The 25,535-nt window shown below is 71.7% G+C and carries 23 protein-coding genes; 8 read left to right on the top strand and 15 right to left on the bottom strand.

The features are described 5' to 3' along the window. From DQW85_RS40375 to DQW85_RS40360, 4 genes are all read right to left on the bottom strand, one after another. Window positions 1-627 (bottom strand): FAD binding domain-containing protein (locus DQW85_RS40375; protein WP_113705007.1); only part of this gene is annotated, 627 nt, incomplete at its 3' end. After that, complete coding sequence (locus DQW85_RS40370) at window positions 627-2,006, bottom strand: MFS transporter (protein WP_113705006.1); 1,380 nt, start codon at window positions 2,004-2,006, stop codon at window positions 627-629. The genes DQW85_RS40370 and DQW85_RS40375, both read right to left, overlap by 1 nt. 92 nt (window positions 2,007-2,098) lie before the next feature. Beyond that, on the bottom strand, window positions 2,099-3,361 hold the full coding sequence (locus DQW85_RS40365) for an FAD-dependent oxidoreductase (protein WP_240197736.1): 1,263 nt from the start codon (window positions 3,359-3,361) through the stop codon (window positions 2,099-2,101). A 268-nt stretch (window positions 3,362-3,629) separates the two neighbouring features. Then, complete coding sequence (locus DQW85_RS40360) at window positions 3,630-4,130, bottom strand: MarR family winged helix-turn-helix transcriptional regulator (RefSeq protein ID WP_113705004.1); 501 nt, start codon at window positions 4,128-4,130, stop codon at window positions 3,630-3,632. A gap of 175 nt (window positions 4,131-4,305) precedes the next feature. Here DQW85_RS40360 and DQW85_RS40355 point away from each other — a divergent pair, with 175 nt between their 5' ends. After that, a complete protein-coding gene (locus DQW85_RS40355; protein WP_113705003.1) occupies window positions 4,306-5,931 on the top strand; it encodes a cell division protein PerM in 1,626 nt (541 codons plus the stop codon). Between the two features lie 36 nt (window positions 5,932-5,967). Here DQW85_RS40355 and DQW85_RS40350 read toward each other — a convergent pair whose 3' ends face one another. Continuing rightward, on the bottom strand, window positions 5,968-6,387 hold the full coding sequence (locus tag DQW85_RS40350) for a hypothetical protein (protein WP_240197735.1): 420 nt from the start codon (window positions 6,385-6,387) through the stop codon (window positions 5,968-5,970). 73 nt (window positions 6,388-6,460) lie between these two features. Between DQW85_RS40350 and purN the strand changes: the two genes are divergently transcribed. The 3 genes from purN to DQW85_RS40335 all read left to right on the top strand — a co-directional run bounded on the left by purN (window position 6,461) and on the right by DQW85_RS40335 (window position 8,892). Further along, window positions 6,461-7,090, top strand: coding sequence for a phosphoribosylglycinamide formyltransferase (purN, locus tag DQW85_RS40345; protein WP_240197734.1), 630 nt, complete (start codon window positions 6,461-6,463; stop codon window positions 7,088-7,090). Further along, the gene (gene purH / locus DQW85_RS40340) at window positions 7,087-8,628 is read left to right on the top strand and encodes a bifunctional phosphoribosylaminoimidazolecarboxamide formyltransferase/IMP cyclohydrolase (RefSeq protein WP_113705001.1); all 1,542 of its coding nucleotides are present in this window, start codon (window positions 7,087-7,089) and stop codon (window positions 8,626-8,628) included. The genes purN and purH overlap by 4 nt, the downstream gene beginning before the upstream one ends. Window positions 8,629-8,709: 81 nt before the next feature. Then, the gene (locus tag DQW85_RS40335) at window positions 8,710-8,892 is read left to right on the top strand and encodes a hypothetical protein (protein ID WP_113705000.1); all 183 of its coding nucleotides are present in this window, start codon (window positions 8,710-8,712) and stop codon (window positions 8,890-8,892) included. Here the strand turns inward: DQW85_RS40335 and DQW85_RS40330 are convergent. Then, window positions 8,871-9,527, bottom strand: coding sequence for a hypothetical protein (locus DQW85_RS40330; protein WP_113704999.1), 657 nt, complete (start codon window positions 9,525-9,527; stop codon window positions 8,871-8,873). The genes DQW85_RS40335 and DQW85_RS40330 overlap by 22 nt on opposite strands. Before the next feature lie 130 nt (window positions 9,528-9,657). Here DQW85_RS40330 and DQW85_RS40325 point away from each other — a divergent pair, with 130 nt between their 5' ends. Continuing rightward, window positions 9,658-10,791, top strand: a complete 1,134-nt coding sequence (locus tag DQW85_RS40325; RefSeq protein ID WP_113704998.1) for an effector-associated domain 2-containing protein — start codon at window positions 9,658-9,660, stop codon at window positions 10,789-10,791. A 6-nt stretch (window positions 10,792-10,797) separates the two neighbouring features. Here the strand turns inward: DQW85_RS40325 and DQW85_RS40320 are convergent, their stop codons facing one another. Beyond that, window positions 10,798-11,016, bottom strand: a complete 219-nt coding sequence (locus DQW85_RS40320; protein ID WP_113704997.1) for a DUF397 domain-containing protein — start codon at window positions 11,014-11,016, stop codon at window positions 10,798-10,800. Between the two features lie 140 nt (window positions 11,017-11,156). Here DQW85_RS40320 and DQW85_RS40315 point away from each other — a divergent pair, with 140 nt between their 5' ends. Further along, window positions 11,157-11,354, top strand: a complete 198-nt coding sequence (locus DQW85_RS40315; protein ID WP_113705009.1) for a DUF397 domain-containing protein — start codon at window positions 11,157-11,159, stop codon at window positions 11,352-11,354. Here DQW85_RS40315 and DQW85_RS40310 read toward each other — a convergent pair. The 5 genes from DQW85_RS40310 to DQW85_RS40285 form a co-directional block, all read right to left on the bottom strand. Further along, on the bottom strand, window positions 11,310-11,594 hold the full coding sequence (locus DQW85_RS40310; protein ID WP_275888301.1) for a DUF397 domain-containing protein: 285 nt from the start codon (window positions 11,592-11,594) through the stop codon (window positions 11,310-11,312). The genes DQW85_RS40315 and DQW85_RS40310 overlap by 45 nt on opposite strands. 54 nt (window positions 11,595-11,648) lie before the next feature. Then, entirely contained in the window at window positions 11,649-15,863 is a 4,215-nt protein-coding gene (gene fxsT / locus DQW85_RS40305; RefSeq protein ID WP_113704996.1) for an FxSxx-COOH system tetratricopeptide repeat protein, read from the bottom strand. Continuing rightward, entirely contained in the window at window positions 15,860-16,933 is a 1,074-nt protein-coding gene (locus tag DQW85_RS40300) for an AAA family ATPase (RefSeq protein ID WP_113704995.1), read from the bottom strand. The genes fxsT and DQW85_RS40300 overlap by 4 nt, the downstream gene beginning before the upstream one ends. A 94-nt stretch (window positions 16,934-17,027) precedes the next feature. Beyond that, on the bottom strand, window positions 17,028-18,482 hold the full coding sequence (locus tag DQW85_RS40295; protein ID WP_162795768.1) for a VMAP-C domain-containing protein: 1,455 nt from the start codon (window positions 18,480-18,482) through the stop codon (window positions 17,028-17,030). Between the two features lie 79 nt (window positions 18,483-18,561). After that, window positions 18,562-19,476 carry an ROK family protein gene (locus DQW85_RS40285; protein WP_113704992.1) on the bottom strand — a complete coding sequence of 305 codons (915 nt, stop codon included), beginning with the start codon at window positions 19,474-19,476 and terminating at the stop codon, window positions 18,562-18,564. 206 nt (window positions 19,477-19,682) lie between these two features. Between DQW85_RS40285 and DQW85_RS40280 the strand changes: the two genes are divergently transcribed. Further along, window positions 19,683-20,528 (top strand): bifunctional methylenetetrahydrofolate dehydrogenase/methenyltetrahydrofolate cyclohydrolase, encoded by an 846-nt coding sequence (locus DQW85_RS40280; protein WP_113704991.1) that lies wholly within the window; start codon window positions 19,683-19,685, stop codon window positions 20,526-20,528. Between the two features lie 69 nt (window positions 20,529-20,597). Here the strand turns inward: DQW85_RS40280 and DQW85_RS40275 are convergent, their stop codons facing one another. From DQW85_RS40275 to DQW85_RS40265, 3 genes are all read right to left on the bottom strand, one after another. Continuing rightward, the gene (locus DQW85_RS40275; RefSeq protein ID WP_113704990.1) at window positions 20,598-21,761 is read right to left on the bottom strand and encodes a CynX/NimT family MFS transporter; all 1,164 of its coding nucleotides are present in this window, start codon (window positions 21,759-21,761) and stop codon (window positions 20,598-20,600) included. Between the two features lie 85 nt (window positions 21,762-21,846). Further along, window positions 21,847-22,728 carry a MurR/RpiR family transcriptional regulator gene (locus DQW85_RS40270; protein WP_113704989.1) on the bottom strand — a complete coding sequence of 294 codons (882 nt, stop codon included), beginning with the start codon at window positions 22,726-22,728 and terminating at the stop codon, window positions 21,847-21,849. Then, on the bottom strand, window positions 22,713-24,143 hold the full coding sequence (locus DQW85_RS40265) for a glycoside hydrolase family 3 protein (RefSeq protein ID WP_113704988.1): 1,431 nt from the start codon (window positions 24,141-24,143) through the stop codon (window positions 22,713-22,715). Before DQW85_RS40265 ends, DQW85_RS40270 begins: the two co-directional genes overlap by 16 nt. Before the next feature lie 88 nt (window positions 24,144-24,231). Between DQW85_RS40265 and DQW85_RS40260 the strand changes: the two genes are divergently transcribed. After that, window positions 24,232-25,535: glycoside hydrolase family 10-like protein (locus DQW85_RS40260; protein ID WP_113704987.1), on the top strand; the 1,304-nt coding region annotated here is incomplete at its 3' end.

Here is a 25,535-nt window from a genome sequence, read left to right as displayed (position 1 = left end):
GCCGCCGAGCACGACGCGCCGGGCGTCGAGGTCGACGGCGGCGGCCACGGTGGCGAAGTCGCCCCGCCGCTCGGCGTGCTCGGTCAGCGCGGCGTGCGGCGCCGGACGGGGGAAGACCACCTCGGTGATCATCTCCTCCGGCGCCAGCGCTGTGGCGAAGAAGCCGAGGAACATCTCCTCGGCCGGGACGCTCCGGACCCCGGCCGTCCCGCGGACGACGACCTCGGCGCCCAGCAGGACCGCGAGCAGGCACCACTCGGCGGTGGCGTCGCCGTGGGCCAGGCTGCCGCCGACCGTTCCCCGCGTGCGGATCGGCAGGTGGCCGATCCAGCCCATCGCGTCGCGGAGCACGGCGAAGTCCGGGCCCAGCGGCGCGTTCTCCACCTGGTGGTGGGTGGTGAGCGCCCCGACCCGCAGCGCGCCGTCCTCCTCGCTGACGTACGCCAGCTCGCCGCGCAGCCCGCCGAGGTCGACCAGGTGCGCGGGCCGGGCGAGGCGGAAGTTCATCATGGCGACCAGACTCTGGCCGCCCGCGATGTACTTGGCGTCCTCGCCCAGCTCCGCGAGCAGGGAGACCGCTCCGGCCACGTCGCGGGCGCGGTGGTAGGTGAACGGCGCGGGCTTCATCAGGTCCTCACAGGCACCGTGTCACCGGTGGGATCGGTGATGTGGTCCAGCTCCCGGCCCTTGGTCTCGGGGGCGGCGAACGCCATCCACAGCACGACCACCAGCACCACCGCCGCGAGGGCGACGAACGTCATGGTCAGCCCCAGCACGGGCCAGAGCAGCCCGCCGAAGATCAGCGGGATGAAGCCCGAGGTGACCCGGCTGGCCGAGGAGGCCCAGCCGAAGCCGCTGGCCCGGATGCGGGTCGGGTACAGCTCGGCGATGTAGGCGTACAGCACCGGGATGGTGAGCTGGATGACGAAGCCGAAGACGCCCAGCCACAGCAGCGCGGCGGACCTGACGTCGAGGAACATCGCGAAGCCCGCCAGAGAGAGCGCCGCCACCGGCGCCGACACCCCGATCGCCCACTTGCGCCCGACCGCCTCGATCAGCCACGCGGAGACGAGAACGCCGATGATGCCCACCGCCGTCATCAGGGTGGTCTTGGCGAAGGCCGCGTACTCGGTGTGGCCCTCCTTGATGAGGATCTGGGGCATCCAGCTCAGGGCCACGTAGTAGGTCGTCATGATGGTGATGAACAGCAGCCAGGCGGCGGAGGTCACGCGCGGGCTGAAGCTCCAGACGAGCCGGAGCTGGCCGAGGGCGGCCCGCACGCCCCGCGAGCCGCGGTCCTCGACCGAGGGCTCGATGACGTACGGCTCGGCGCGCGCGCCGGTGCGGGCCACCAGATCGTCGATGATCGCGCGGGCCTCCTGCTCCCGGCCGGTCCTGGCCAGGTAGAGGGGCGACTCGGGGATGCCGCGGCGTACCCAGAACAGCAGCAGCGCCGGCAGGATCATGACGGTGAGCATCCACCGCCAGTTGCCCGGCACCGGCGCCAGCAGGGTCGCGACCACGCCGCACAGCGTCGCGCCGACCGGCCACCAGACGTCCATCGCGGCCAGGATCTTGCCGCGCAGCCGGCTCGGCGAGAACTCGCCCACCAGGGCGTAGTCGACGGGGATGCAGCCGCCCAGGCCCACCCCGGCCAGGAACCGGAACGCCAGGAAGACGCCGTAGTTGGGGGCGAGGGCGCCCACGACCGAGAAGAGCGCGAAGATGAGCAGGGTCAGGCTGAACGCCCGCTTGCGGCCGACCCGGTCGGCGATCGTGCCCCAGGCGACGGCGCCGACCGCCATGCCGATGAGGTTGGCGGTCGCCACCAGGCCCTTCTCAGGCACCGACAGGCCGAACTCGACCCCGAGCAGCGGCGTGAGGAAGCCGTTGAGCGCGACGTCCCAGGCGTCGAACATGTAGCCGAGGCCACCGATGATGAAGATCTTGCCTTGGACGCGCCACTTCCACGGCAGGTCCTGGACGATCTGGTCTCCTGTTTTCATGGTGTTCCACCCAGATGTGAGGTGTCGGGGGAGACGGGAGCGCTAGAGGGGGGCGCGTCCCCGGGGGCCGCACCCGGCCGAGGCCGGGCCGGTCAGTTGTGGAACTGATAGGAGAAGGTCTCTTCGTCGGGGTCGTTCAGCGGGGTTCCGCTCCACAGCCACCGGTAGGAAACGTCGGACTCGCCGTCGAATCGCTTGAGCTTCTCGTCACGGGCCCGCTGGTCGGGCCCATCGGGCAGGTGGTAGAGGGACATGTTGCGCCACGCCGCGTCCTGGACCATCCCGGCGTGCTTGGCGCGGCGCGTCACGTACCGCATGAGGGCCGCCCGGACACCCTCCACCGGAACGGAGCCCAGCTCCTCGGCGAGCACGGCCGCGTCCTCCATCGCCTGCGACGCGCCCTGCGCCTGGTAGGGCAGCATCGCGTGGCAGGCGTCGCCGAGCAGGGCCACGTGGCCGTCCACCCACACCGGGTCGCGGCGGCGGTGGTACATGGCCCACACGGAGATGTCGCCCTCCGCCTTGGAGAGCATCAGGCCGACCCGGTCGTCCCAGCCCGGGAAGGCCCCCGCGAGGTCGTCGACCGTGGCGGGAACGCTCCAGCGCTCCTTGACCACGGGCGAGCACGGCACGATCGCCACGACGTTGAGCCACTCACCGCCGCGGATCATGTAGTGGACCAGGTGCCGGTCGGGGCCGTACCAGATGGTGCTCTGGAAGCGGTCCACCAGCCAGCGGGTCGCCGGGTCCGCGGCGATCTTGTCTCCGGGGATGAGCGCGCGGTAGGCCATCTCGCCGGAGAAGAGCAGGGTGTCGGGCAGGCCGAGCGCGTCGCGCAGCCTGGACCGGATGCCGTCCGCGCCGACCAGGACGTCCGACTCGTACCGCGAGCCGTCCTCGGTGACGGCGACGGGCCGGGCGGGGTCGGTCCGGTCGACGTCCACGACCTTCGCCCCGGTCCGCATCCGCACGACGGGGCCGGGCCGGTCCTCCGCCACGCACGCGTCGAGCAGCACTTTGTGCAGGTCGGCGCGGTGGTAGTGCCAGTAGGGGGCGTTGTACTCGCGCTTGCAGTAGTCGCCGAGCGGGGTCAGCCCGATCACGCTGCCGTCCTCCCAGCGGCGTCGGACCTGATCGAGCGGTTCGGTGCGGATTCGTTCAAGGGCGGTGCGCAGCCCGAGCCCGAGCAGGACGCGGCTGGCGTTCGGCGCGGTCTGGATGCCCGCGCCGACCTCCCCGAGCTCCGGGGCCTGCTCCAGGACGGTGACGCGCAGGCCGCGTTGCCGCAGGGAGAGCGCGGCGGTCAGCCCGCCGAGGCCACCGCCGACGATCGTGACGTGGTACGACTGACTCACCTGGCTCGCCGCCAACGCTCCTCCAGCCATTCGGAAACGGGATCGTGGGACGCCGCCTCGACGGCGAGGACGGCACGGTGCGGTTCTTCCGCCGGGCATGCGGATCACAGCCGTTCCGCCGGTACGGCGCACCCAGGGGGTGTTGCCCGGACGAAACTAATCCGAACACGGACGATTCCGAAAAGCAAGAGGTGAGCGAGGAGATCTATCCGGTGGGACCGGTGAGCGGAGACCGGGGATCAGCCCCGGCGGCGACTCCGGGGCGACGTCATTCGTCGCCCATGAGCGCCTCCCACTGGGCCGCCAGAGCGGTCATCTCGCGCAGCACGCGCTCGCGCTCGGCCTGCGAGTAGCCCTTCAGCAGGTGCTCGTCCAGCTCTCGCGCGCGCCGGTTGACCTCTTCGAGGCGGCGCGCCCCCTCCTCGGTGAGGTGCAGCAGCTTGCGGCGGCCGTCGTGCATCGCGGTGTGCCTGACGATCAGCCCGTTGTCCTCCAACCGGCGGACGATGTCGGCCATCGTGGACCGGTCGAGCGCCACCGACGAGGCGAGCGATCCCTGGTCGACGCCGGGGTAGTGGTCGACCGCGGTGAGCACCGCGAACTGCGGGCCGGTCAGGACGGGATCCACGGCGCGCGTCCACAGCGCCACGTAGGACTGGTAGAGCCGCCGGGCCACGTAACCCGGCGCGGCGAGGAGCGCTGCGGGGGTCGTGATGGCCTCGCCGCGGCCTCCCTTCGCCCCCGTCGATTTACCCGCTTCGCGCGCCATGCGTCTACCTAATCATGAACCCGCCGGACTCCCCGAATCGCCGCCAGGGGAGCGTGACCGCGCCGCCGTACGCTCCCGTCCGTACGTCGGGAAAGTGCGCCAGAGACGGATAAAGCTGGCCAGTGCGGCGCGTCAACCAAGCGGTGGTCGGAAAAGATTGAGAAAATCGCCTACCGTGACGGCGATTCTCGACCAGCTGCGGACGGCCCCCCGCTCGGTCCTCGGCAAGCTCCCCGGCGTCTCGGACGACGACGAGTCCCGGCGGCCGCTGCCCGTGTCGGGCATGCTGGCCGCCGCCTGCACGCTGGGCGTCGGGCTGGCCGCGCTCACCACGCTCACCCTGGTCGGCTGGATCGCGGCGCCCCGGGGCACCCTGGGGGCCGGGCTGCCCGGAGTGTTCCGCACGGCGGCGCAGCTCTGGCTGGCCGCGCACCACGCCGGATTCGCGATCCCGGGCGGACGGGTCGGGCTGCTGCCGCTCGGCCTGATCATCCTGCCCGCGCTGCTGCTCTACCGTGCCGCCCGCTGGATGGCCCGCGACGCCGACCTGCGGCTGCGGCTGCCGGCGCGGCTGCCCAAGAACAGCCCGCGCGAGAAGGCCAGTGCCCGGCGCCGGGCCCAGCTCGTGCTCGTGGTCCAGGCGGGGGTCTCGCTGGCCGCGCCGTACGCGCTGCTGGCCGGTCTGATCGCGATCGTCGCCCGCAACGAGATCACCCAGCCGTTCATCGGCGAGGCGCTGCTCAGCCACTTCACCCTCGCGTTCCTCGCGGGCGCGCTGGCCACCGCCCGCACCATCGGGCCGTGGCGGGCCATGCTGCGGCTGCTGCCCGAGCGGGTGCGCGCGCTCACCGTCGGCACGGCCGTGGCCACGGCGGTGATGCTCGCGGCCGGGCTGGTGCTGGTGCTGGTCGCCGTCGTGCTCAACTTCGGCCAGGTGCGCGAGCTGTCGGGCGTGCTGTCGCCCGGGTTCGTGGGCGGCCTGCTGCTCCTGCTCGTGCAGGTGCTCTACCTGCTCAACGCCGTCATCTGGGCCCTCTCCTACATCGCCGGGCCGGGCTTCGCCATCGGCGCCGGCACGCTGGTGGCGCCCACCGGAGTGCAGCTCGGCACGGTGCCGAGCCTGCCGCTGCTGGGCGCGCTGCCCGACAGCGGCCCCGTGCCCGGCTGGATGATGGCCGTGGTCGCGCTGCCGTTCGCGGCGGGGGCGGTGGCGGGCGTCGTGGTCGCCAGGATCTCACCCTCTCCCTCGTACGAGGCCGCGCCGCTGTGGGGCTTCTTCACCGGCGTCACCACCGGCCTGGTGGCCGGGCTGCTGGCGGCGCTGTCGGGCGGCCCGATCGGCGGCGGGCGGCTGTCGGCGGTGGGGCCGTCGCCGTGGGAGGTGGCCCTGTCGGTCGCCATCGAGGTGGGCGTCGCGGCGGGCATCTCGGCCGGGGTGACCAACCTGCTGCTGCTCAACCGGCGGGCCCGCGCCCCGCTCGACAAGGCCGCGGTGCCCGTGCGCAAGGCGGGTGCGGCGATCGCCAGGGCGGCGAGCAAGGTGGGGCTGGCCGAGGCCGACGCCCGCCCGCTGCCCGGCCACTGGATGGACGCCACCGAGGCCGACACCCAGCCCATCCCGGTCATCCGGGACGACTGGCAGGACGAGCACGCGTCGGCCGAGGCGGAGACGCGCGCCCAGGCCCGGTCCCGCCCGGTCGCCGAGGGCCGCGGCACACCGCGCAGGGACATCGTGGACGAGTCGGACGACCGCGGCGGCCACGTCATCTACGTCGACCCCTACGCCTGGGACCGCGACTGACCTCAGGGCTGCACAGTCTTCAGGGCTGCACGGTCTTCAGGGCTGCACGGTGCCCAGGAACTCCAGCACGCCGGGCGGCAGCTTCTGCTGCGCCGCGTTCCTGAACTGGGTGAAGCACTCGCCCTGCGACGAGACCGTGCCCGCCCCCTTCATGCACTCCTGGTAGGCGGAGTATTCGTCCATCAGGTAGAGCTGCAGCCCCGTGGCGATGCCCGAGAGCGTGAGCGCGACCGCGGACACGACGATGCCGCCCACGGCCGTGCCGGTCGGCTTGCCCGCGGCCTTGAGCAGCGGGAGCGCCCGGACACCCGCCGAGAGCGCGAACAGCGCCATCACCAGCCCCGCGAGCGGCAGCATGAACGTCATGGCCAGCGCCGCGATGGACAGCCAGATCGCGCGGCGGCCCGCGGAGTCCGCGGGCTGCTGGCCCGCCGGCGCCTGCACCGGTGTCGACACCTGACCTCCTCTGCGTGACCGGGCGAGGAGCGGATACGCTGGCAGCCCCACCCGGTTTCCCATTGGAGTGTGCGTGTCTAAGGCTGGGCGGCTCGTCGTCCTCGTCTCCGGCTCTGGAACCAACCTACAGGCCCTGCTGGACGCTTCCGCCGACCCGTCGTACGGCGCGCGCGTGGTGGCCGTCGGCGCGGACCGGGAGGGGATCGAGGGGCTGGCGAGGGCGGCACGGGCCGATGTGCCGACTTTTGTCGAAAAATTGGGTGAGTATGCGTCGCGGGCGGACTGGGATGCCGCGATCGCGGCCAGGATCGCCTCGTACGAGCCGGACCTGGTGGTGTCGGCGGGGTTCATGAAGATCCTGGGGGCGCCGACGCTCGACGCCTGTCCCGTGGTCAACACCCACCCCGCGCTGTTGCCGTCGTTCCCCGGCGCCCACGGGGTGCGCGACGCGTTGGCCCACGGGGTCAAGGTGACGGGCTGCACGGTCATGCTGGCCGATTCGGGGGTCGACACCGGGCCGATCATCGCCCAGGAGGCGGTGGCCGTGCTGCCGGACGACGACGAGGCGGCCCTGCACGAGCGCATCAAGTCCGTCGAGCGGCGGCTGCTCGTCGAGATCGTCGGGCGGATGGTCCGCGAGGGCTGGACCGTCAGCGGACGCACCGTCCGCATCGGGAACCGAACAGAAGGGGAATCCAAGTGACTCGCATCGCCTTCCGGCGCGCGCTGATCGCCGTGTACGACAAGTCCGGGCTGGAGGAGCTGGCCAGGGCGCTCGACGGCGCCGGCGTGGAGATCGTGTCGACGGGCGGCACCGCCGCCGCGATCTCGTCGTACGGCGTCCCGGTGACGAAGGTGGAGCAGCTCACCGGGTTCCCCGAATGCCTCGACGGCCGGGTCAAGACGCTGCACCCGCGCGTGCACGCCGGCCTGCTCGCCGACCTCACCAAGCCGCACCACGTGGCCCAGCTCGACGAGCTGGAGATCGACCCGTTCCAGCTCGTGGTGGTCAACCTCTACCCGTTCCAGGAGACGGTCGCCTCGGGCGCGTCCCCGGCCGAATGCGTCGAGCAGATCGACATCGGCGGCCCCGCGATGATCCGCGGCGCGGCCAAGAACCACAGCACCTGCGCGGTCGTCGTCGACCCGGGCGCCTACGGCGAGGTGCAGCGGGCGCTCGGCGAGGGCGGCTTCACGCTGGAAGAGCGCAGGCGGCTGGCGGGCCTCGCCTACGCCCACACCGCCGCCTACGACGTGGCCGTCGCGTCCTGGTTCGCCAACGTCTACCAGCCCGACGGCGACTGGCCGGCGTTCATGGGCGCCACCTGGGACCGCAAGGCCGCCCTGCGCTACGGCGAGAACCCGCACCAGCCCGCGGCCCTCTACACCGCCGGCTCCGGCGGCCTGGCGGAGGCCGAGCAGCTGCACGGCAAGGAGATGTCGTACAACAACTACCTCGACGCCGACGCGGCCTGGCGGGCGGCGTGGGACTTCACCGGCCCGTGTGTGGCGATCATCAAGCACCAGAACCCGTGCGGCATCGCCGTCGGCGCCGACGTGGCCGAGGCGCACCGCAAGGCCCACGCCTGCGACCCGGTGTCGGCGTACGGCGGGGTGATCGCGGTCAACGGGCCGGTCACGGCCGAGCTGGCCGGGCAGATCGCCGAGGTGTTCACCGAGGTCGTGGTCGCCCCGTCGTTCGAGCCCGAGGCGCTGGACGTCCTGACGCGCAAGAAGAACATCCGGCTCCTGGCCTGCCCGCGGGGGCCCGCCAACGCGGCGGAGTTCCGCCGCGTCGACGGCGGCCTGCTCGTGCAGCGGGCCGACCGGGTCGACGCGCCGGGCGACGCGCCCGAGCAGTGGGAGCTCAAGGCGGGCGCGCCCGCCTCGCCGGAGACCCTCGCCGACCTGGCGTTCGCCTGGCGGGCCTGCCGCTCGGTCAAGTCCAACGCCATCCTGCTCGCCGCCGACGGCGCGACCGTGGGCGTCGGGATGGGGCAGGTCAACCGGGTCGACTCCTGCCGCCTGGCGGTCTCCCGCGCGGGCGACCGGGCCGCGGGCTCGGTGGCGGCCTCCGACGCGTTCTTCCCGTTCGCCGACGGGCCGCAGGTGCTGATCGAGGCCGGGGTCAGGGCCATCGTGGAGCCCGGTGGGTCCGTACGCGACCAGGAGGTCATCGACGCGGCGGAGAAGGCGGGCATCGCCCTCTACTTCACGGGCACGCGCCACTTCTTCCACTGAGCAGGGTTGTTCGGCCGTGAGCACCGGCGAGGTGCGGTTACCCTGTGTGCCTCGCCGTCCGCTTCTCCCTCGGAGTGACCTATGGCCCTGCTCGACTCGATCCTGTACGTCTTCGTGACCGTGCACGGATTCGCCACGAGCCCCTTCGTCCTCGTGGCACTCGCCTTCGCGGGCGCCTACCTCGGCGTTCGGGCCGTCGAGCTCATCCCGTACACCCGCAGGATCATCGAGCGGCGCGAGGCTCAGGCGGCCGAGTCCGAGTAGGCCGCGCGCCACAGCTGCGCGAAGAGCGCCAGCGCGTGCTCGTACATGATGCCGTCGCTGGCCACCACCAGGCAGGGCGAGTTGCGCCCGTGCCCGCGACCGGTGAAGAGCGTGAAGTACGCGACCCGGTCCGTGGCGATGACGCGGCACGTGTGGGGCGCGTCGAACAGGCGCAGCGCCACCATGGGGTTGCGCGCGGCGATCGCGTTCAGATAGTCCACGTTGGCCGAGACCTGCTTGGCGAGCAGTCCCGGCTCGAAGCCCGGGTCGGTCCCGCGAAGGTCCTCCTCCCGCGCCCGTAGCCAGCCTCCGGTGTCCGCGGGGTCGGGGAGGAGCACCTGCACCGACTCGACGTGTTCGGCCTCGCCCTGCCAGAGAGCCTGGAAGCTGTCGCGGGTCAGCTCGTTCCCCCGCGGGGCCAGCACCCGTACCCAGCGGGCCTTGCGCAGGTCCGCGGCCAGGGCGGCATTGGCGATCTTCTGCTGCGGATAGACGCGGACGATCCCCGTGCCGGTCAACCTGGACAGCAGCCTGATGGCGAACCGCTTGGGCCAGGACAGGCCGAACCAGCCACCGATGACGGTGACCGTGGTGGCGGCCAGCGAGCTGACGACCCCGATGATGAATTCGCGCACGGGCCACTCCCTATGAGGTGACGTCCCTACCAGGGGACGCTTTCACCAGACATCGTCCGTCGGCAGGTCGAAGCAATCTAGGGTGTGATCAGATGCCTGTCTCGTGGAGTCCTATCGCGCGGAGTGACGGATGACCGGCTCCTCCCCCCTCGTAGGTGTGATCACCGCGCTCCCCGTGGAGGCGGTCGCCGTACGGCACGTGCTGGGTCTGACCCGGGCGGAGCGCCGCCGGAGCGATCCCAACCGCTACGTCCTGGGCGAGCTGGGATGCGGGACCGTGGTGTCCACCTCCCTGGTCGCCACCGGCAACACCGCCGCCGCCGACGCGAGCGCGCACCTCGTGCGCAGCTTCCCCGGCGTCCGCGCCGTCGTCATGTGCGGCATCGCGCTGGGCGTGCCGCGTCCCGGAGACGCCGAGCGCGACGTGCGGCTGGGCGACGTCGTGGTGGGCAGCGGTGGTGTGATCCACTACGGTCACCGCCGCGTCACCGACGAGGGGGCCACGCTGCGGGGCGAGCCCCTGCCCGCCTCCCCGATGTTGTCGCGCGGCGTGCACGAGATCCGGGCGGCTCAGCTCCGCGGCGAACGCCCCTGGGAGGCATGGCTCGAACCGCTCCCGTCTCTCGCGTACCGTCGGCCCGCGACCACCGGCTCCGAGAGGGAGCTCCAGATCTTCTACGGCCGCATCGGCAGCGGCGACGAACTCCTCCGCAGCGCGGCTCGACGCGACGAGACCGCGCACGCCTACGACCTGATCGCCATGGAGATGGAGGGGGCCGGGGTCGCCGGCAGCGCCGCTCTGGGCGGCCGGGAGTGCCTGGTGGTGAGGGGGGTCAGCGACTACGGCGACGCGGCGAAGTCGGACCTGTGGCAGCCGTACGCGTCACTGACCGCCGCCGCGTACCTGCGCGCGCTGCTGGACATCCTCGGCCCGGCCGCGGGTCCGCCGGCCGTCGCCGGCCCGACCGGCCTGGCCATGGAGTCGCTGGCCCGGCTCGTGGACCTGGTGGATCTCATGGAGCGCGTGCCCTCCCTGCAGACGCCCACTGACCGCGACCTGGTGCTCTCGCTGCTGGGGCCGCCGATCGAGGGCAGGGTGTCACGCGATCACCGCACCCGCGCGGCGCTCTTCAGCCTGGCCCAGGTCTGCGGCCGGTTTCCGGACGGCTTCGGCAGACTCGTCGAGGTGCTCGCCGAACTGGAGAGCCGCGAGTCGCTGCCCCTGCGCGCGCTGGAGGAGGCGCTCAGGCGCCACTCCGAGTAGCCGCTCCTAGTAGTCGAACTCGCCGTCCATCGCCCCGGCCACGAAGGCCTCCCACTCGGCCTGGGTGAACACCAGCACACTGCCCGCGTCGGCGCCGTTGCGCATGAGGACGTTCTCGCCAATGAACGCGACCTGCACGGGATCATCACTAGGACGGTCGGTGCTGCCGATCCACTGGACGGCGGACAGATCGAAACTCTCTGGCGTGGGCTTGACCTGCGTCATGCGCAGATCCTAGTCGGATGAGGGCGGATCATCAGGCGGCGCAAGCGTATCCTGTCCACAAAACACGACGGTGAGTGTTCGAGTGATCGCGGATGGTCACCGATCGGGGATCCGTCCTCGGCGGGAGAATGGGGAGAATCATGGGCGAGGAGCAGCCGCTTGTATGGCGGAAGAGCAGCTACAGCACCGAGCAAGATCTCGGGACGTGTGTGGAGGTGGCAGAGCTGGGAGACCGGCTCGGTGTGCGTGACTCCAAGAATCCGAGTCAGCCTCACCTCACGTTCTCCCGGCAGTCATGGTCGACGTTCATCGGCGCGATCAGGTCCGGCTCGGTCTGACCCGGCGGGGGCGCGAACGCGCGTATCGCGCCCCACATGATCGAACTCCCCCCGCTTCACCGCTGCGAGGAACGCCCGCCAGGCGGTCAGGGACACCACCATGTAGCGCCCGGGGTTCTTGCTGTCCCTGACCGCGACGCGCGTGCTCAGGTGCGCCACGCTGACGCAGCCGCCCTGATCACCGCCCGACCAGGTGCTCTTGTGCCACCTGGTCCGTAAGAGTTCCGCTTCGTCGATCACGTTGCTTGACTCCAGGTCGGGTTCCGTGGACTCCTGCCGGCGGCGGGAAGGTCGCTAGAGCGGGATGGGATAGATGTCGCAGTTCGCGCGCCTTCCCTTGAGTGCCGCTTCCACGGCGGGATGCTCCTCGCCGAGCACTCGGCGATACCGTTCGAGCGTCTCCTTGAACATGGTGTCGGCCTCCTCCTCGCGCCCCAGGGCACGCAGATCCAGGCTCAGGTTGTGCGCGCAGGCGAGCGTCGTCGGGTGATCCTTGCCGTGCACCCGACGCAGCCGCTGGAGGGTGTCGCGATCGCGTTCCAGCGCGTTCTCGTACTGTTCCAGCTCGAACAGGTCGCTGGCCAGGTTGACCGAGCACACCAGGGTCCGCGGGTGGTCGGGGCCGAGCATCTCGATGAAGGCGGCGAAGGACTCCTGGTCCATCTCGCAGGCCTCGTCGAGGCGTTTCATCAGGCGGAGGCTGACCGCGACGTTGACGGCTGCGGTCGGGGCGTTGGGATGTCCGGAGCCGAAGATCTCCTCGTAGAGCACCTTGGCCTTCTGCCCGATCTCCACCGACTGGGACAGATCGCCCATGTGCCGCAGGTTGACCGCATGGTTCAGCGAGGTGGCCACGGTGCTCTGGTATTTCTCCCCGTAACGCGCGGTGAAGAGGGCCAGGGCCTCCTCGGAGAGCTTGAGGGCGTCGTCGTGGTTGCCCGCCTTGCGGTGCATCACGGACAGCAGGGCGATGCTGTCCATGGCCCCGGGATGGCTCTTGCCGTACCTGCTCACCATCACGTTGTGGTGGCGCTCCTGCAGCCTGAGCGCCTCGCGGTAGTTGCCGCACTCCATCTCGTCGATCACCAGGGCGGCGCGGCTGCTCTGCGTGCTGATGCTGTCGGGGCCGAGCACCTCCTCCTTGCGGCGGTAGGTCTCGACGTCAATCTCCTTGGCCCGGGCCGGCTCGCCGTTGAGCCGCCAGTCAATGCAGAGCAGGTGGGCCTGTTCCAGCGTGAGCGGGTCATCGGGACCGAACCGTCGATGCAGGGTCTCGTAGGCCCGCTTGTCCACTTCCAGGGCCTCCTTGAAGCGGCCCAGGAAGCGCAGGCCAATGCTCAGGAAGCCCTCGGCTTCGAGCGTGCGCTCGTGGTCCGGCCCGAGCCGGTCGCGCAGCGTGTCCCGGACATGCAGTTGGAGCTCGTAGGCACCCTTGAAGTCGGCGAACCTGTTCAGTGCGCGGCTCAGGCGCAGCTCGGCCGCGAGCGTCGCGTCGTGGTCGGGGCCGAGCGCCGCCGCCCACGTCTCGACCGCGCGCCGCGCCATCGCCCGGTAGCCGTGGATGTCGCCCCACAGGAAGAGGTAATCCATGAGGTTGAGATAGAGGTTGCGGGCCCACGAGTCGTCGCACTCCTCCAGGTCCGAGGCCAGCACGTGGGGCAGGAGCATCTGGTACTCCGGCCATCGCGTCCGGTCCCTCGGCTTCCTGGGATCGGAGTTGGCCAGCAGCAGGTGCCCGCAGTGCCTGGTCAGCGCCGTCTCCTGGGGAGAGAGCTGGCCCGTCACCACGCGCTGCACCAAGCGGTGCAGCGACAGGGAGTTGTCGCGGTGATTGACCTTGCACAGTGAGTACTGGCCGATCGCGCGGATCATACGGCTGATCGTGATGGGGTCGCGCAGCGCCTCGACCAGCTCGGCCGGTCCCTCCAGGTCGCGGCTGCTCGCCAGCAGCGACCACGGGATAGGGTCCGGCGCCAGGTGCGCGCACACCTGAAGCAGTTGGAGGGCGGCGGGGTCGGTCTGGCGGAGCCGTTCGAAGGAGATGTTCCAGGCCACCGCGACCGGCACGGCGGAGCCCTCCACCCGCAGCAGCTCATCGCGCTTGGAGTCGAAGAGCCGCAGGTACTCGGAGATGGGCATCCCGGTCTCGGCGAGCAGGACCGCGGCCTGCTCGATGGCGAGCGGCAGGTCACCCAGCCGCTCGGCGATCTCGTCGGCCTCACGGTCGGTGAGCTGGGGTCCGCGCCGGCGCAGCAGCTCCCGGCTCTCCTCGCGGCGGAAGACGTCGACCTCCAGCCGGTTGGCGTGCTGGAACCATTCGCGTGAGCGCGAGGTGATGATGATCTTCCCGGGGCCGTTCGTCGGGAAGAAGCGCTGGATCTCCTCGACGTCTTCGGCGTTGTCGAACACGAGCAGCCACTTGCGGTACGGTCGGCCGATCCGCAGGGCCTCCTTGACCGCCGGTACGGTCACGCTCGGTTCGTTGACGTCAAGGTTGAGGTGCGCGGCAAGGTCCACGTACGCCTGACGCACCACGGGCAGGCGCTCGGACGGCACCCACCACACCAGGTCGTAGTCCTCCTGATGGCGGTAGCAGTATTCGATCGCGATCTGCGACTTCCCGACGCCGCCGAGCCCGTGCAGGGCTTCGGGCAACACGGCCGTCGTCCCCGACTGGAGCTTCTCATGCAGCAGTGCCAGCAGGTCCTCCCTGCCGGTGAAGGCCTGGTTGCGTTGCGGAATGTTCCAAACGGGCGTGGGCTCATGAGGCTGGCGAGGCTGGGCGACTTGTTGGGTGCTCATGTTCACGGTCACTCCGAAGTAGTCAGGGTCAGGAAACTCCTTGACGACGTGCTGGTAAACGCCTTCCCCCGGTAAGGGGTCGCCTTTTCGCCCTGTCTTCCGCGGTGGTGCAGCGCTGTGCAGCGCGTCCTTGAGCAGGCGGGCCGGCTTGCTGTAGGGGCCTGCCATGCTTTCCAGCCCCGCCAGCGTGGGCTCGACGAGCGGGGAGAGTGACGCCGGCAGCACGGGCAGCCGGGCACTGCCGGGCGAGGTGATGACGTCGCGCAGCTGGCGCAGCTCGCGGACGTCCTCCCCGAGATGGTCCACCACGGTCATGAGCACTCTGGCCGTCTCCGACCGGCGTCCCGCCATCAGCAACTCCTGGCGGACGCCGGGCCTGAAGTCGTACGGCACGCCGCCCGCGACGGGCAGGCCGTCGCCCCGCTGCCCGGTGAGCCGCACCAGCCCGCTGCCTAGCAGTTCAGCGAGGTGCGCGTCGGTGGAGCTCGGCAGCAGCCGACGTTGCACCAGCCGCATGACCGGCAGGCTGAGCGGAGCCGCAGCCAGGTGGACCGCGAGCTGGAACGCGGTGGGCGTGACATCCGTCCTGAACCGCTGCACCCACTCCTCGGCCGACAGCTCGTCCTCCAGGTCCGGCAGGTCGTCCGCCTGCTGCGTGGTCGAGCACGTCATCGCGGGGCCCTGCCACCGCTCGCGCGCGCCCATGGCGAACTCGGCCCACGACCTCAGCCGCGCCGGCCAAATGTCCAGCAAGGGGATCTCGACCCCGCCGACCGGCCGCCCAGCGGCTCGATAGTCGGCGTTGGGTCCCGCCCGCACGGTATTGCGCAGCACGGCGCGTGACGCCTCGATGCCGGTACGCCGCCACAGCGAGGACGGCATGAGATGCACGACACAGACGGCCGAGCCCTGCCCCCAGCGGGCCAGCAACCGCTGGGCGGCCTGGTGGTGCCAGGCGTCGCCGATCCCGTCGGTGAGCACGATGATCAGCCGCCGTCCGGTCCGCTCCGGCAGGGCGAGCCCGGAGGCGGGCCCGAGCACGCTGCGCGGCGCGCGAGCCCGCAGCAGCGGCTCCCCGCCGGCCGCGACATCGGTGTCGAGCAGGTGGACGCGCTGGGCGCGGAACGCGCCGAGGTCGGCGAGCGCGGCCACGAACCGCTCCGATTTCTCCTGGTGGAGCAGCGCCGTGCGGCTCTCGTCGATCACGATGTCCACGTCCAGCAGGCGCTCGCGTGAGAGGTTCACGACTGGCAGCCAGAGACCGTCACGGGCGGCCCGCTCGGCGGTGCCCTCCTCGTCGAGCAGCGGTGAGTGATGCGGGGACGGGACCGTCGCCCGGAGCGGCCTGAGCGCTCGGGTGATCGCGCGGCGGCCGATGCGTGGGCGTTCGGCAGCCGGGACGGCGGAGCCGGTTTCCGGCGATCCGCCGACGCCGAGGCCGACCCAGGGCCCGGCCTGGTGGATGTGCTCCGGTGCGCCCGCGCCTTCGAGCGGCGGGTCGGGAGCGGTCCGCGGCGGCGACTGCTGTGGGGCACGGGGCGGCATCACCTGTTCGGAAACCCGGTCGGGCGGAGGGGCCGACGGCGGCTCGGCCGTCGGCGGGTCGTACACGGCCACCCGCGAGGCCAGCCACACCAGGTCGGCCAGCAGGTCTCCCTGCGGATCCGCGCCCCGGCCGCGCTGGGGCGGAACGGCTGAGCCGTTCACCCCGCGGTCGCCGCATCGAGTCGCTGCAGCACCACTTCGAGGATCCGGCGCCACTCCTCGTCCTCTGGGTCTGTGGGGAATCCCTGCACGGCCAGATACAGCGCGTTCAGGAGCTGGTCGGCGGCCAGGGGCCAGTGCTTCCGGTATTTCAGGAACTCCTGGATCAGCCTGTCCTGGTGGGGCGCGGCGGCCTTGGCGAAGTGGGCGGTCACCAGGTCGGCCAGGCGTTCGGGGCCGGGAACCGGCATCTCGTACTGTACGCAGCGCCGCAGGAAGGCCGGGGGGAAGTCCCGTTCGCGGTTACTGGTGATGACGATGAACGGGAAGGCGCGGCAGCGCACCGCGCCCTCGGTGACCACCGCCGCGTGCCCGGGGTCGGCGGTGTGCACGCGCACCCGGGGGGCGCGGGCGCGCACGCGGAACAGTTCGGGGATCGTGAAACCGCCCTCCTCCAGGACGTCCAGCAGGTCGTTGGCCAGGTCGGCGTCCCCCTTGTCGAACTCGTCGACGAGCAGCACCCGTGGCAGCTCGTACGGCAGCAGAGCCGTGCCCAGTGGGCCCAGATGCAGGAAATCGCCGATGTCGGTCTCCGGCTCCTCGTCGTGGGACTCCACGCGCCTGCGCGCCTCCTGGACCCGTCCGATGGCGTCGTACTCGTACTGGCCGGAGCGCAGCGTGGTGCGGCTGTTGACCGGCCAGCGGAGCACCGGGCCGAGCCGCAGCTCGCGGCTGACCTGGTAGGCGAGCGTGGACTTGCCGACTCCCGGCGGCCCCGTCACCAGCAGGGGGCGGCGCAGGAAGAGGGCGATGTTGACGGCGGTGACCTCGCGCTGGTCCACCTGCCGGGGGTGGACGAAGGTGACTGGGCCCAGCCTGCGGTCGAGGTCCGGAGGGTCCTCCTGCGGCGCCGGCAGCACCGGTCCGCCGTCGAAGTCGCGCCAGGGAGGAGGGGCGGGCAGCGCTGTGCGGAGTGAGACGTCTCTCAGTGGCCGCCCGGTGCCCTGGTAGACGAATCGCCTTGCGGGTATGCCGGTGCTGTTGCCGTCCGTACGTGAACTTTCGGCGCTCATCTGGGACGTTCCTCTACTAGGCGCACGCGGGTGCGTCCGGCAGTTATCACTCCCTTGCAGCATCCTCTTTTTTGCCGGACGGATGCAAGCCTTACTAGCGGGGAGTCGGCGTCCTCAGTGGCCGATTGCTTGGCAGCGCGTGATGCGGGTCGTCCCACAGCAGCGATACGGCACGGCAGGCCGGCATTCCTGAACAGCGCAGATTCTTGATACTGGCGGGCAACCGCTTCAGTTTCGGCGGTTGAATGGCGTCCGCGACGGCCTTGCGGAAATCCTTATTCAGCCCTATATCACGACACCAAAGGACAATTGGGAGGCCGGCGTTGATGGCTTCCTGGAGCTCCGACCGGCCGGGCTCGAGGTCGGGTGGCGTGGACAGGACGCACGCCACCAGGTTGGGGGTGTCGCGTAGCTCGGCGCGCAGCGACTCCAGGTCGACCGGCCCGTCCAGCGGGATGGAGTGCGCCGTGCCGTCGGTCCGCAGGAAGCGGTCCCAGCGCGAGTGCCACGGCCGGTGCTTGTGGCGCGGCCGCAGCGTCGTGTCGCTGCGGATGATCACCTCATAGCCGGAGCCGAGGCGGGCGGGCGACGTGGGGTCGTCCTCCTCCAGCGGCCAGACGTCGATCTCGAGGTTGATCAGCTCGACCGGCAGCACGAATTCCAGCAGGAGCGGGCCCTCGCCGTATCCCCAGTCCTCCTCGGCCTTCATGATCAGTTCGGCCACCGTGGCGGGAACCTCGCTCATGGGCACGTTCCGGTCCTCGCCCCGCTCCGGCTGCCAGGACACCTGATCCACTTGGCGCCAGTGGCTCACCGTGTGCAGATCCCGCTCCGTATCGGAGGTGGGCACGGGCTCGATGCGCACGATCAGGGTGATGGGGAAGTCGTCGCGGGTCTGATGCGGCGGGGGCTGGCGCAGCAGCCGGTCCAGCTCCGCCGCCGCCGCGCTGTCGCCGCTCTCGCGCAGCCCGTCGCACTGCTGGTACATCCACCGGCGCAGCTCGACCACGAGGCCGGGCGCCGCCGCGGTCGGAGTGTGGACCAGGTCCCTGACCACCAGGGCGACCAGCCGCAGGTGCGGGGCCAGGGAGCCGGGTCTGGTGTTGGAGTCGAGCAGGTAGAAGAAGACGTCCCAGACGTCGGCGAGTCCGGGAGGACAGCCGCGACCGGCACCCCTGGTCGCCACGCGGTACATGGCGGCCAGGTCGCCGATGTCGCACTGCCGCAGGAGCTCCTCGATGCGCCGCTCTTCGCGGGGGCTCAGGTACGGAGCGGCCGGGCTGAGCAGCTTTCCGATGTCATCCACCTGAGGGGAGCCGTCATACAGCGTTTTGACCGCGTTCAGGAGAGCCGACGCCCCCTCATCGAGGCTGAGACAGTTATGCACCAAGTCGAAAAGGTCGGTTTCCAAATTAAGCGCCCGATTGAGGGCGATATGGCGTCGTCCCAGCTCGGCGTTGACGCACGTGAGCAGGACGTCGGCCTGTACCGCCGGGATACTCGCCAGCAGCCTGACAATCGCTTTCGGATCGACCACATGATCGCGCACATCCCTCCCCGCCCCGTGCTGTAATGCTAGATATGCATAAAGTGAAGGAAGATGTGCTATTCGCGCAAGAGGGTAGGGATTATCGGGACTGCTGTGAATAGTCCCAAGCCAGCTTGGCCGCGCCGGCCAGTCCGGCCCGGACGCCCAGCATCGTCGGCTGCACGTCCACCGATCGGACGAAAGCCAGCCCCGCCACGTCGTCGAGTGCCCGTTCCAAAGGCTCGAACAGCACGGGACCGGCCCCCGAGACGCCGCCGCCGATGACGACCCTGGTGACCTCCGTCGCGGCGGCCGTGGAGGCGATCACCGCGGCCAGCGCCCTGGCTCCTCGCTCGAACGCGGCCACGGCGACGGGCTCCCCCGCCGTGGCGTCCGTGGCGAGGGTCCGGGCGTCGGCGAACTCGCCGGCCGGGGCCTTCCAGCCGTTGTCCTGAGCCCAGCGGGCCAGGTTGGGGCCGCTGGCGTAGCGTTCGGCGCAGCCGCGCCCGCCGCATTCGCAGCGCTCGCCGTACGGGTCCACCGTCATGTGCCCGACGTGCCCGGCGTTGCCGGTCGGCCCGAGCAGGGGCACGCCGTCGATGACGAGCCCGCCGCCGATCCCGGTGGACACCACGATCCCGAGCAGCGCCGAGCTGCCGCGTCCCGAACCCAGCCAGTGCTCGCCGAGCGCGAAGCACTGGGCGTCGCCCGCGAGGACGGTCGGCAGCCCGGTCAGCTCCCGCACCTCGTCGCGGAGCGGGAAGCCGCGCCAGCTGGGCATGTTCACCGGGCTGACCGTGCCGCTGGTCAGGTCCAGCGGGCCCGCGCAGCCGATGCCGACCGCGCGCGGGGCGGGCCCGCCGTCCTTCACCTCGTCGATGAGGCCCGCGAGGGTGGCCATGACGTCCGTACGCGGTGTCGGCCGGATGGCGGAGGCCGCGACGGAACCGTCCTCACCCACCAGTGCGGCGGCGAGCTTGGTCCCGCCGATGTCGATGGCGAGTACGCGGCTCATCGGCGACCCGCCAGGGGCGCGTGCGCTCGCCGCTCGTGACAGGTGTCGGGGTGGCGGTCGGGCACGGCGGCTCCCTCGGTGGACAGGTGGACAGTGGGCCGGAGACCGTCACCTTATGCGCTTCCCACGACTATGACAACGATGTCAAAAGTCGGGAGGGCACCGGATGCCGGGGGTGCGGCGGCATCGTGGAAGGATTGTGCGACATGAGCGCAGTGAAACTCGATGGCAAGGCCACGGCCGCCAGGATCAAGGCAGATCTCGCGGCCCGTGTGGCCGCGCTCAAGGCCCGCGGTGTCACCCCCGGCCTGGGCACGGTCCTGGTGGGCGAAGACCCCGGAAGCCAGATCTACGTCGCGGGCAAGCACCGCGACTGCGCCGAGGTGGGCATCGCCTCGATCCGGGTCGATCTGCCCGAGAGCGCCACGCAGGCCGAAGTAGAGGCCGCCATCGACGAGCTCAACGCCTCACCCGAGTGCACCGGATACATCGTGCAGCTCCCGCTGCCGCGCCACCTCGACACGATGGCGCTGCTCGAGCGGATGGACCCGGCCAAGGACGCCGACGGGCTCCACCCGGTCAACCTCGGCCGGCTCGTGCACATGGTGGACGCGCCCCTGCCGTGCACGCCGCACGGGATCGTGCTGCTCCTGCAGGAGTACGGCGTGCCGATCAAGGGCGCCGAGGTCGCCCTGGTCGGCCGCGGCATCACGGTGGGCCGCTCGCTGGGGCTCCTGCTGACCCGGCGCAGCGAGAACGCCACGGTCACCCTCTGCCACACCGGCACCCAGGACCTGGCCGGCCACGTCCGCCGGGCCGACATCGTCGTGGCCGCGGCCGGCGTGCCCGGCCTCATCACCCGCGACATGGTCAAGCCGGGCGCGGCCGTGCTGGACGTGGGCGTCTCGCGGGTGGACGGCAAGATCGCCGGTGACGTGGCCGCCGACGTGGCCGAGGTGGCCGGCTTCCTGACCCCCAACCCGGGCGGCGTCGGCCCCATGACCCGCGCCCTCCTGCTGTCCAACGTGGTGGAGGCCGCCGAGCGGCTCTGACACCGGCCCCGGCGACCGGCTCTGACACCGGCCCCGGCGACCGGCTCGCCCGTGTGGCGATCGAGGGCGTCAGCGGGCCGTCCGGGGGCGGGCGGCGAAGACGCCGGCCACCGCCTGCGCCAGGCAGAACGCCAGCCCTGCCAGCAGCGGCACCGTCCAGCCGCCCGACGCCTGCCTGAGCATCCCGATGAGCAGCGGTCCGAGGGCCGCCAGCACGTAGCCGCACGACTGCGCGACCGCCGACAGCGCGGTCACCGACGACGGGTCCGGGGCGCGCAGCACGATGATGAGCAGCGCGAGCGCGACCGACGCGCCCTGGCCCAGTCCCAGGATGATCATCCACAGCCATGGCACCGTGGTGGGCGCGAGCAGCACGCCGAGGTAGCCGACGACCGTCAGCCCGGCCGCGACCACCACGTGCGGCACCTGGGAGGCGCGGCGGCCGGCGTGGACCGGCACGGCGAGGGTGGCCGCCACCTGGGCCAGGCTGGTCAGGCTGAGCAGGTAGCCCGCCTGGTCGGCGGGCACCCCCGACTCCTGGAAGATCGTCGGCACCCAGGCGAGCATGATGTAGAAGGTCAGCGACTGAAGCCCCATCAAGGCCGTCACCCACCACGTGACCCCGCTGCGCAGGATGGCGGCGAAGTGCCGGGAACGGCCGTCAACGGGCACCGCCTGCTTCCCGAGCGTCTGGGGCAGCCACAGCAGGGCGGCGGCCACGGCCGGCACCGCGACGAGGGCCGAGACGCCGCGCCAGCCGTATCCCGTGGCCCGTTCCAGGGGGATCATGAGCGCTGAGGCCGCGGCGGCCCCCACCACGAGGCCCGAGACGTACACCGACGTGTACACCCCCACCTGCCGCGGGAAGTGCTGCTTGACCACGCCGGGCATGGCCACGTTCATGACGGCGATGGCCGTGCCCGCCAGCGCGGAGCCCAGGTAGAGCGCGAACACCCCGTCCACGGTGCGTACCAGCACGCCGAGGGCCAGCAGGAGCAGCCCCGCCAGCAGGGTCCTGTCGAGCCCCGCCCATCTGGCCAGCGCGGGCGTGACCATCCCGAACAGCCCGAGGCAGACCACCATGACCGTGGTGATCGCGCCGCCGGCGGCGGGGGTCAGCCCCACGTCCGCCATGATCTCGCCGAGCAGTGGCGAGACGCCCGCGAGCGCGGGGCGCAGGTTGAGCGAGGCGAGGATGAAGCCGCCGAGCAGGAGGGCGGATCTCGGCGACAACTGGGCGCCTATGCCGCGGTGGTTATGTGCGTGGTCATCCAGGACAGAGTACGCCGGGCCGGCCTGGCTGCGGCCGGCTGAGGCGTCAGGGCCGGTGCCGGTATCTGTCCGTGGCCTCGCGGGTGGCGCGGATGGCGGCGCCGGCCGTGTCGAAGGCGCGCTGGGCGAGGCCGACGAAGATGCAGTCGACGATCAGCAGCTGGCTGATCCGGCTGGCCAGCGCCCCGGGCCGGAAGGCGGTCTCGTGGCCGGTCGAGACCATCGTGTGGTGGGCCAGCCCGGCCAGCGACGAGCGCGGGTTGTTGGTGATGCACACCACCACGGCCCCCGCCTCGGCCGCCGTGCGGGCGGGGACCAGCACGTCGGGAGTCTCGCCGCTGCAGCTGATGGCCACCGCGACGTCGCCCTCCTTGAGCAGGGCGGCGCTGGTGAGGGCCAGGTGGGCGTCGGCGAACGGGTGGCTGGACAGGCCGATGCGCAGCAGCTTCTGCGACATGTCGGCGGCCACCAGCCCCGAGGCGGCGACGCCGTACACGTCCACGCGGCGGGCGGCGGCGATCGCCGTCACCACCTCGCCGAGCCGCGCCGGGTCGAGCTGCGCGGCCGTGTCGGCCAGCGCCTCCGACTCCGAACGGGCGACCTTGGCGATGACGTCGGTCAGCGGGTCGTCGGGGGCGAGGTCGCCCGGCACCAGGCGGTCGGGCACCATGGCCTGCTCCTTGGCGACGGCCGCCGCCAGCGCGAAGCGCAGCTGCGAGTAGCCGGAGAAGCCGAGCACGCGCGCCGTGCGGACGATCGTCGCCTCGCTGGTGCCGGACACCACGCTGAACTCGGTGATCGTGCTGCGCACGACCAGCCCCGGGTCGTCGAGGATGATGCGGGCGATGGCCCGCGCCGCCGGCGTGAGCGACGGCAGCACCGCCCGCACCGCGGCGACCGGGTTGGCGGCGGTCAACGGATCAGCCATTCAGCCGCCGCCCGCGCCGAGACGCGCGAGACACCGTGCGTGGCGAGGTGCGCCGCGCCCGCAGGGAAGGCCGGGACGCCGGTGTCGACCACGATCGTGTCCGGACGAGTCCGTACGGCCCGCGCGATCCTGTCGCGCACCCACGCGAGCCGGGCCGCGTCGTGCACCACGAGCACCACCGGCCGGTCGTCGAACGGCGGCAGCTCCCCCTCCTCGGCCAGCCTGACGCGGGCCGTGCCGGGCAGCACCTCGGCGAGCGCGGTGGCCAGGCCCGTCGGCATGGACGGATCCACGGCCTGGCTGAGGCGGGTGTTGACCTCCACGACCAGCGGCGGCCGGGTCAGCCGGGCGGTCCCGGTCGTGGTCAGCGCCGCCCGGGCGGCCTCCATGCCCGCCCCGGGGTCGGCGTCGGCGATCGCCTTGTCGCGCAGCGCCGCCTGCTCGCCGTACCAGCCGGAGACCGCCCGTACGCGTGCGGCCGCCTCCGCCAGGCGCTCCTCGGGCAGCGCCCCCTCGCGTACGGCCGCCACGATGGCGTCGCGGAGGTCGCGCAGGCTCCGCTCCGTGGCCAGGCTCACGCACACGGCGTCGGCGCCGGCGGCCAGGGCGCGCACGGCGATCTCGCCGGGAGAGAACACGGCGGCCACGGCCCGCATCTCGATCGCGTCCGTGACCAGCATCCCGTCGAAGCCCAGCTCGCCCCTGAGCAGCTCGGTGAGGATGGTACGGCTCAGCGTCGCGGGCACGGCCGGGTCGAGCGCGGGGGCGAGGAGGTGCCCGCACATGATCGCCCGGACCCCGGCCCGCACGGCGGCGCGGAACGGCGGCAGGTCCCGCTCGGCCAGCACCTCCCTGGAGGCGCGCACGGCCGGGAGCGCCAGGTGGGAGTCGGTGGTCGTGTCGCCGTGACCGGGGAAGTGCTTGGCGCAGGCGGCGACCCCCGCCCCCTGCACGCCGTCGATGTAGGCGACCGTGTGGCGGGCCACGAGATCGGCGGCCGGGCCGAACGAGCGGATCCCGATGACCGGGTTGGCCGGGTCGGAGTTGACGTCGGCGGACGGCGCGTAGTCGAGCGTGATGTCCGCTTCGGCGAGCATCCGGCCGATCTGGCGGCCCACCCGTTCGGTGAGGCGCACGTCGTCGACCACGCCGAGCGCGCGGTTGCCCGGGAAGGAGCTGCCGGAGGCGGCCTCCAGCCGGGTGACGGCCCCGCCTTCCTCGTCGATCGCGACGACGGCACCGGGGTTCTCGGCGCGCAGGGCCTGTATGTGCCGCGCGTCCGGGCTGTTCCGGGCGAACAGCACGGCTCCGCCCAGCCCCTCGCCCAGGGCCCTGCGCAGCCAGTCGGGAGCCCTGGTGCCCTCGTAGCCGGGCTGCAAGACTGCCATGGCGAGTCGGTACAGGTCAGCGGTCATGCGGCATTTTCCTTCATGGTTGTTGAACTGAAGGTAATTTTCTGTCATCGTCGCCCTCGACACAACCACATTCGAGAGGCCACCCCCCATGCCCAGCAGAAGGACCCTCCTGAAAGGTCTCGCCCTCGCCGCCGCCGCGTCCGCCGTGCCGCTGCCCGCCTTCGCGGTCGCGGCCGGAGGTTCGCCCCTGGGAGCCGCCCCCGAGCAGGTCCCGCCGCTGCGCCAGATGCGGGGCATGTGGATCGCGTCGGTGGCCAACATCAACTGGCCCTCGAAGCCCGGCCTCCCCGCCGACCAGCAGAAGGCCGAGTTCGCGGCCTGGCTGGACCTGGCGGTGCGGCGCCGGCTCAACTCGGTGTTCGTGCAGATCAGGCCGACGGCCGACGCCTTCTGGCCGTCGCCGTACGAGCCGTGGTCGCACTGGCTGACCGGCACGCAGGGGCAGGACCCCGGCTACGACCCGCTGGGATTCGCGGTGGAGGAGGCCCACAGGCGGGGCCTGGCCTTCCACGCCTGGTTCAACCCGTACCGGGTGTCCATGCAGCCCGACCCGGCCAAGCTCCACCCCGACCACCCCGGCCGCAAGCACCCCGGCTGGATCGTGCCGTTCGGCGGCAAGCTCTACTACAACCCCGGCCTGCCCGCGGTGCGCAGGTTCTGCCAGGACGCCATGCTCGACGCGCTCACCCGGTACGACATCGACGGCCTGCACTTCGACGACTACTTCTACCCGACCAACACCACGGCCTTCGACGACAGCGCGGCCTACGCCCAGTACGGGGCCGGCTTCCCCGACCTGGCCACCTGGCGGCGCCGCAACGTCGACCTCATGGTCTCGGAGATGCAGCAGCGCGTACGGGCGGCCAAGCCGGAGGTCGCCTGGGGCATCAGCCCGTCGGGCATCTGGCGCAACAAGGCGAGCGACCCGCTCGGCTCCGACACGAACGGCGGCCAGTCCTACGACAACCTGCACGCCGACACCCGCGGCTGGGTGCGGAAGGGCTGGCTCGACTACATCGCGCCCCAGCTCTACTGGTACATCGGCCAGCCGCCCGCCGACTACGCCAAGCTCGTCCCCTGGTGGTCGGACGTCGCGAACGGCACCGGCACGCTGCTGTGGATCGGCCAGGCGGCCTACAAGGCGGGCGACCCGGCGCAGGCCGCGCCGTGGCAGGACCCCGCCGAGCTGTCCAAGCACCTCACGCTCAACCGCGACCACCCCCAGATCTCCGGCGACATCTGGTACAACGCCAACGACCTGCGGGCCGACCGGATCGGCTCGATCAGCACGGCGATCCGCGACCACTACCAGCGCCCCGCGCTCGCCCCGGTGCTGCCCCGGCTGGCGGGCGGCGAGCCGCCGCGGCGGCCCGTCCTGGCGTACGCGCTGCG

The organism is Nonomuraea lactucae (genome assembly GCF_003313395.1).
Taxonomy (GTDB): domain Bacteria; phylum Actinomycetota; class Actinomycetes; order Streptosporangiales; family Streptosporangiaceae; genus Nonomuraea; species Nonomuraea lactucae.
This window is presented reverse-complemented; position numbering and strand designations above follow the sequence as displayed.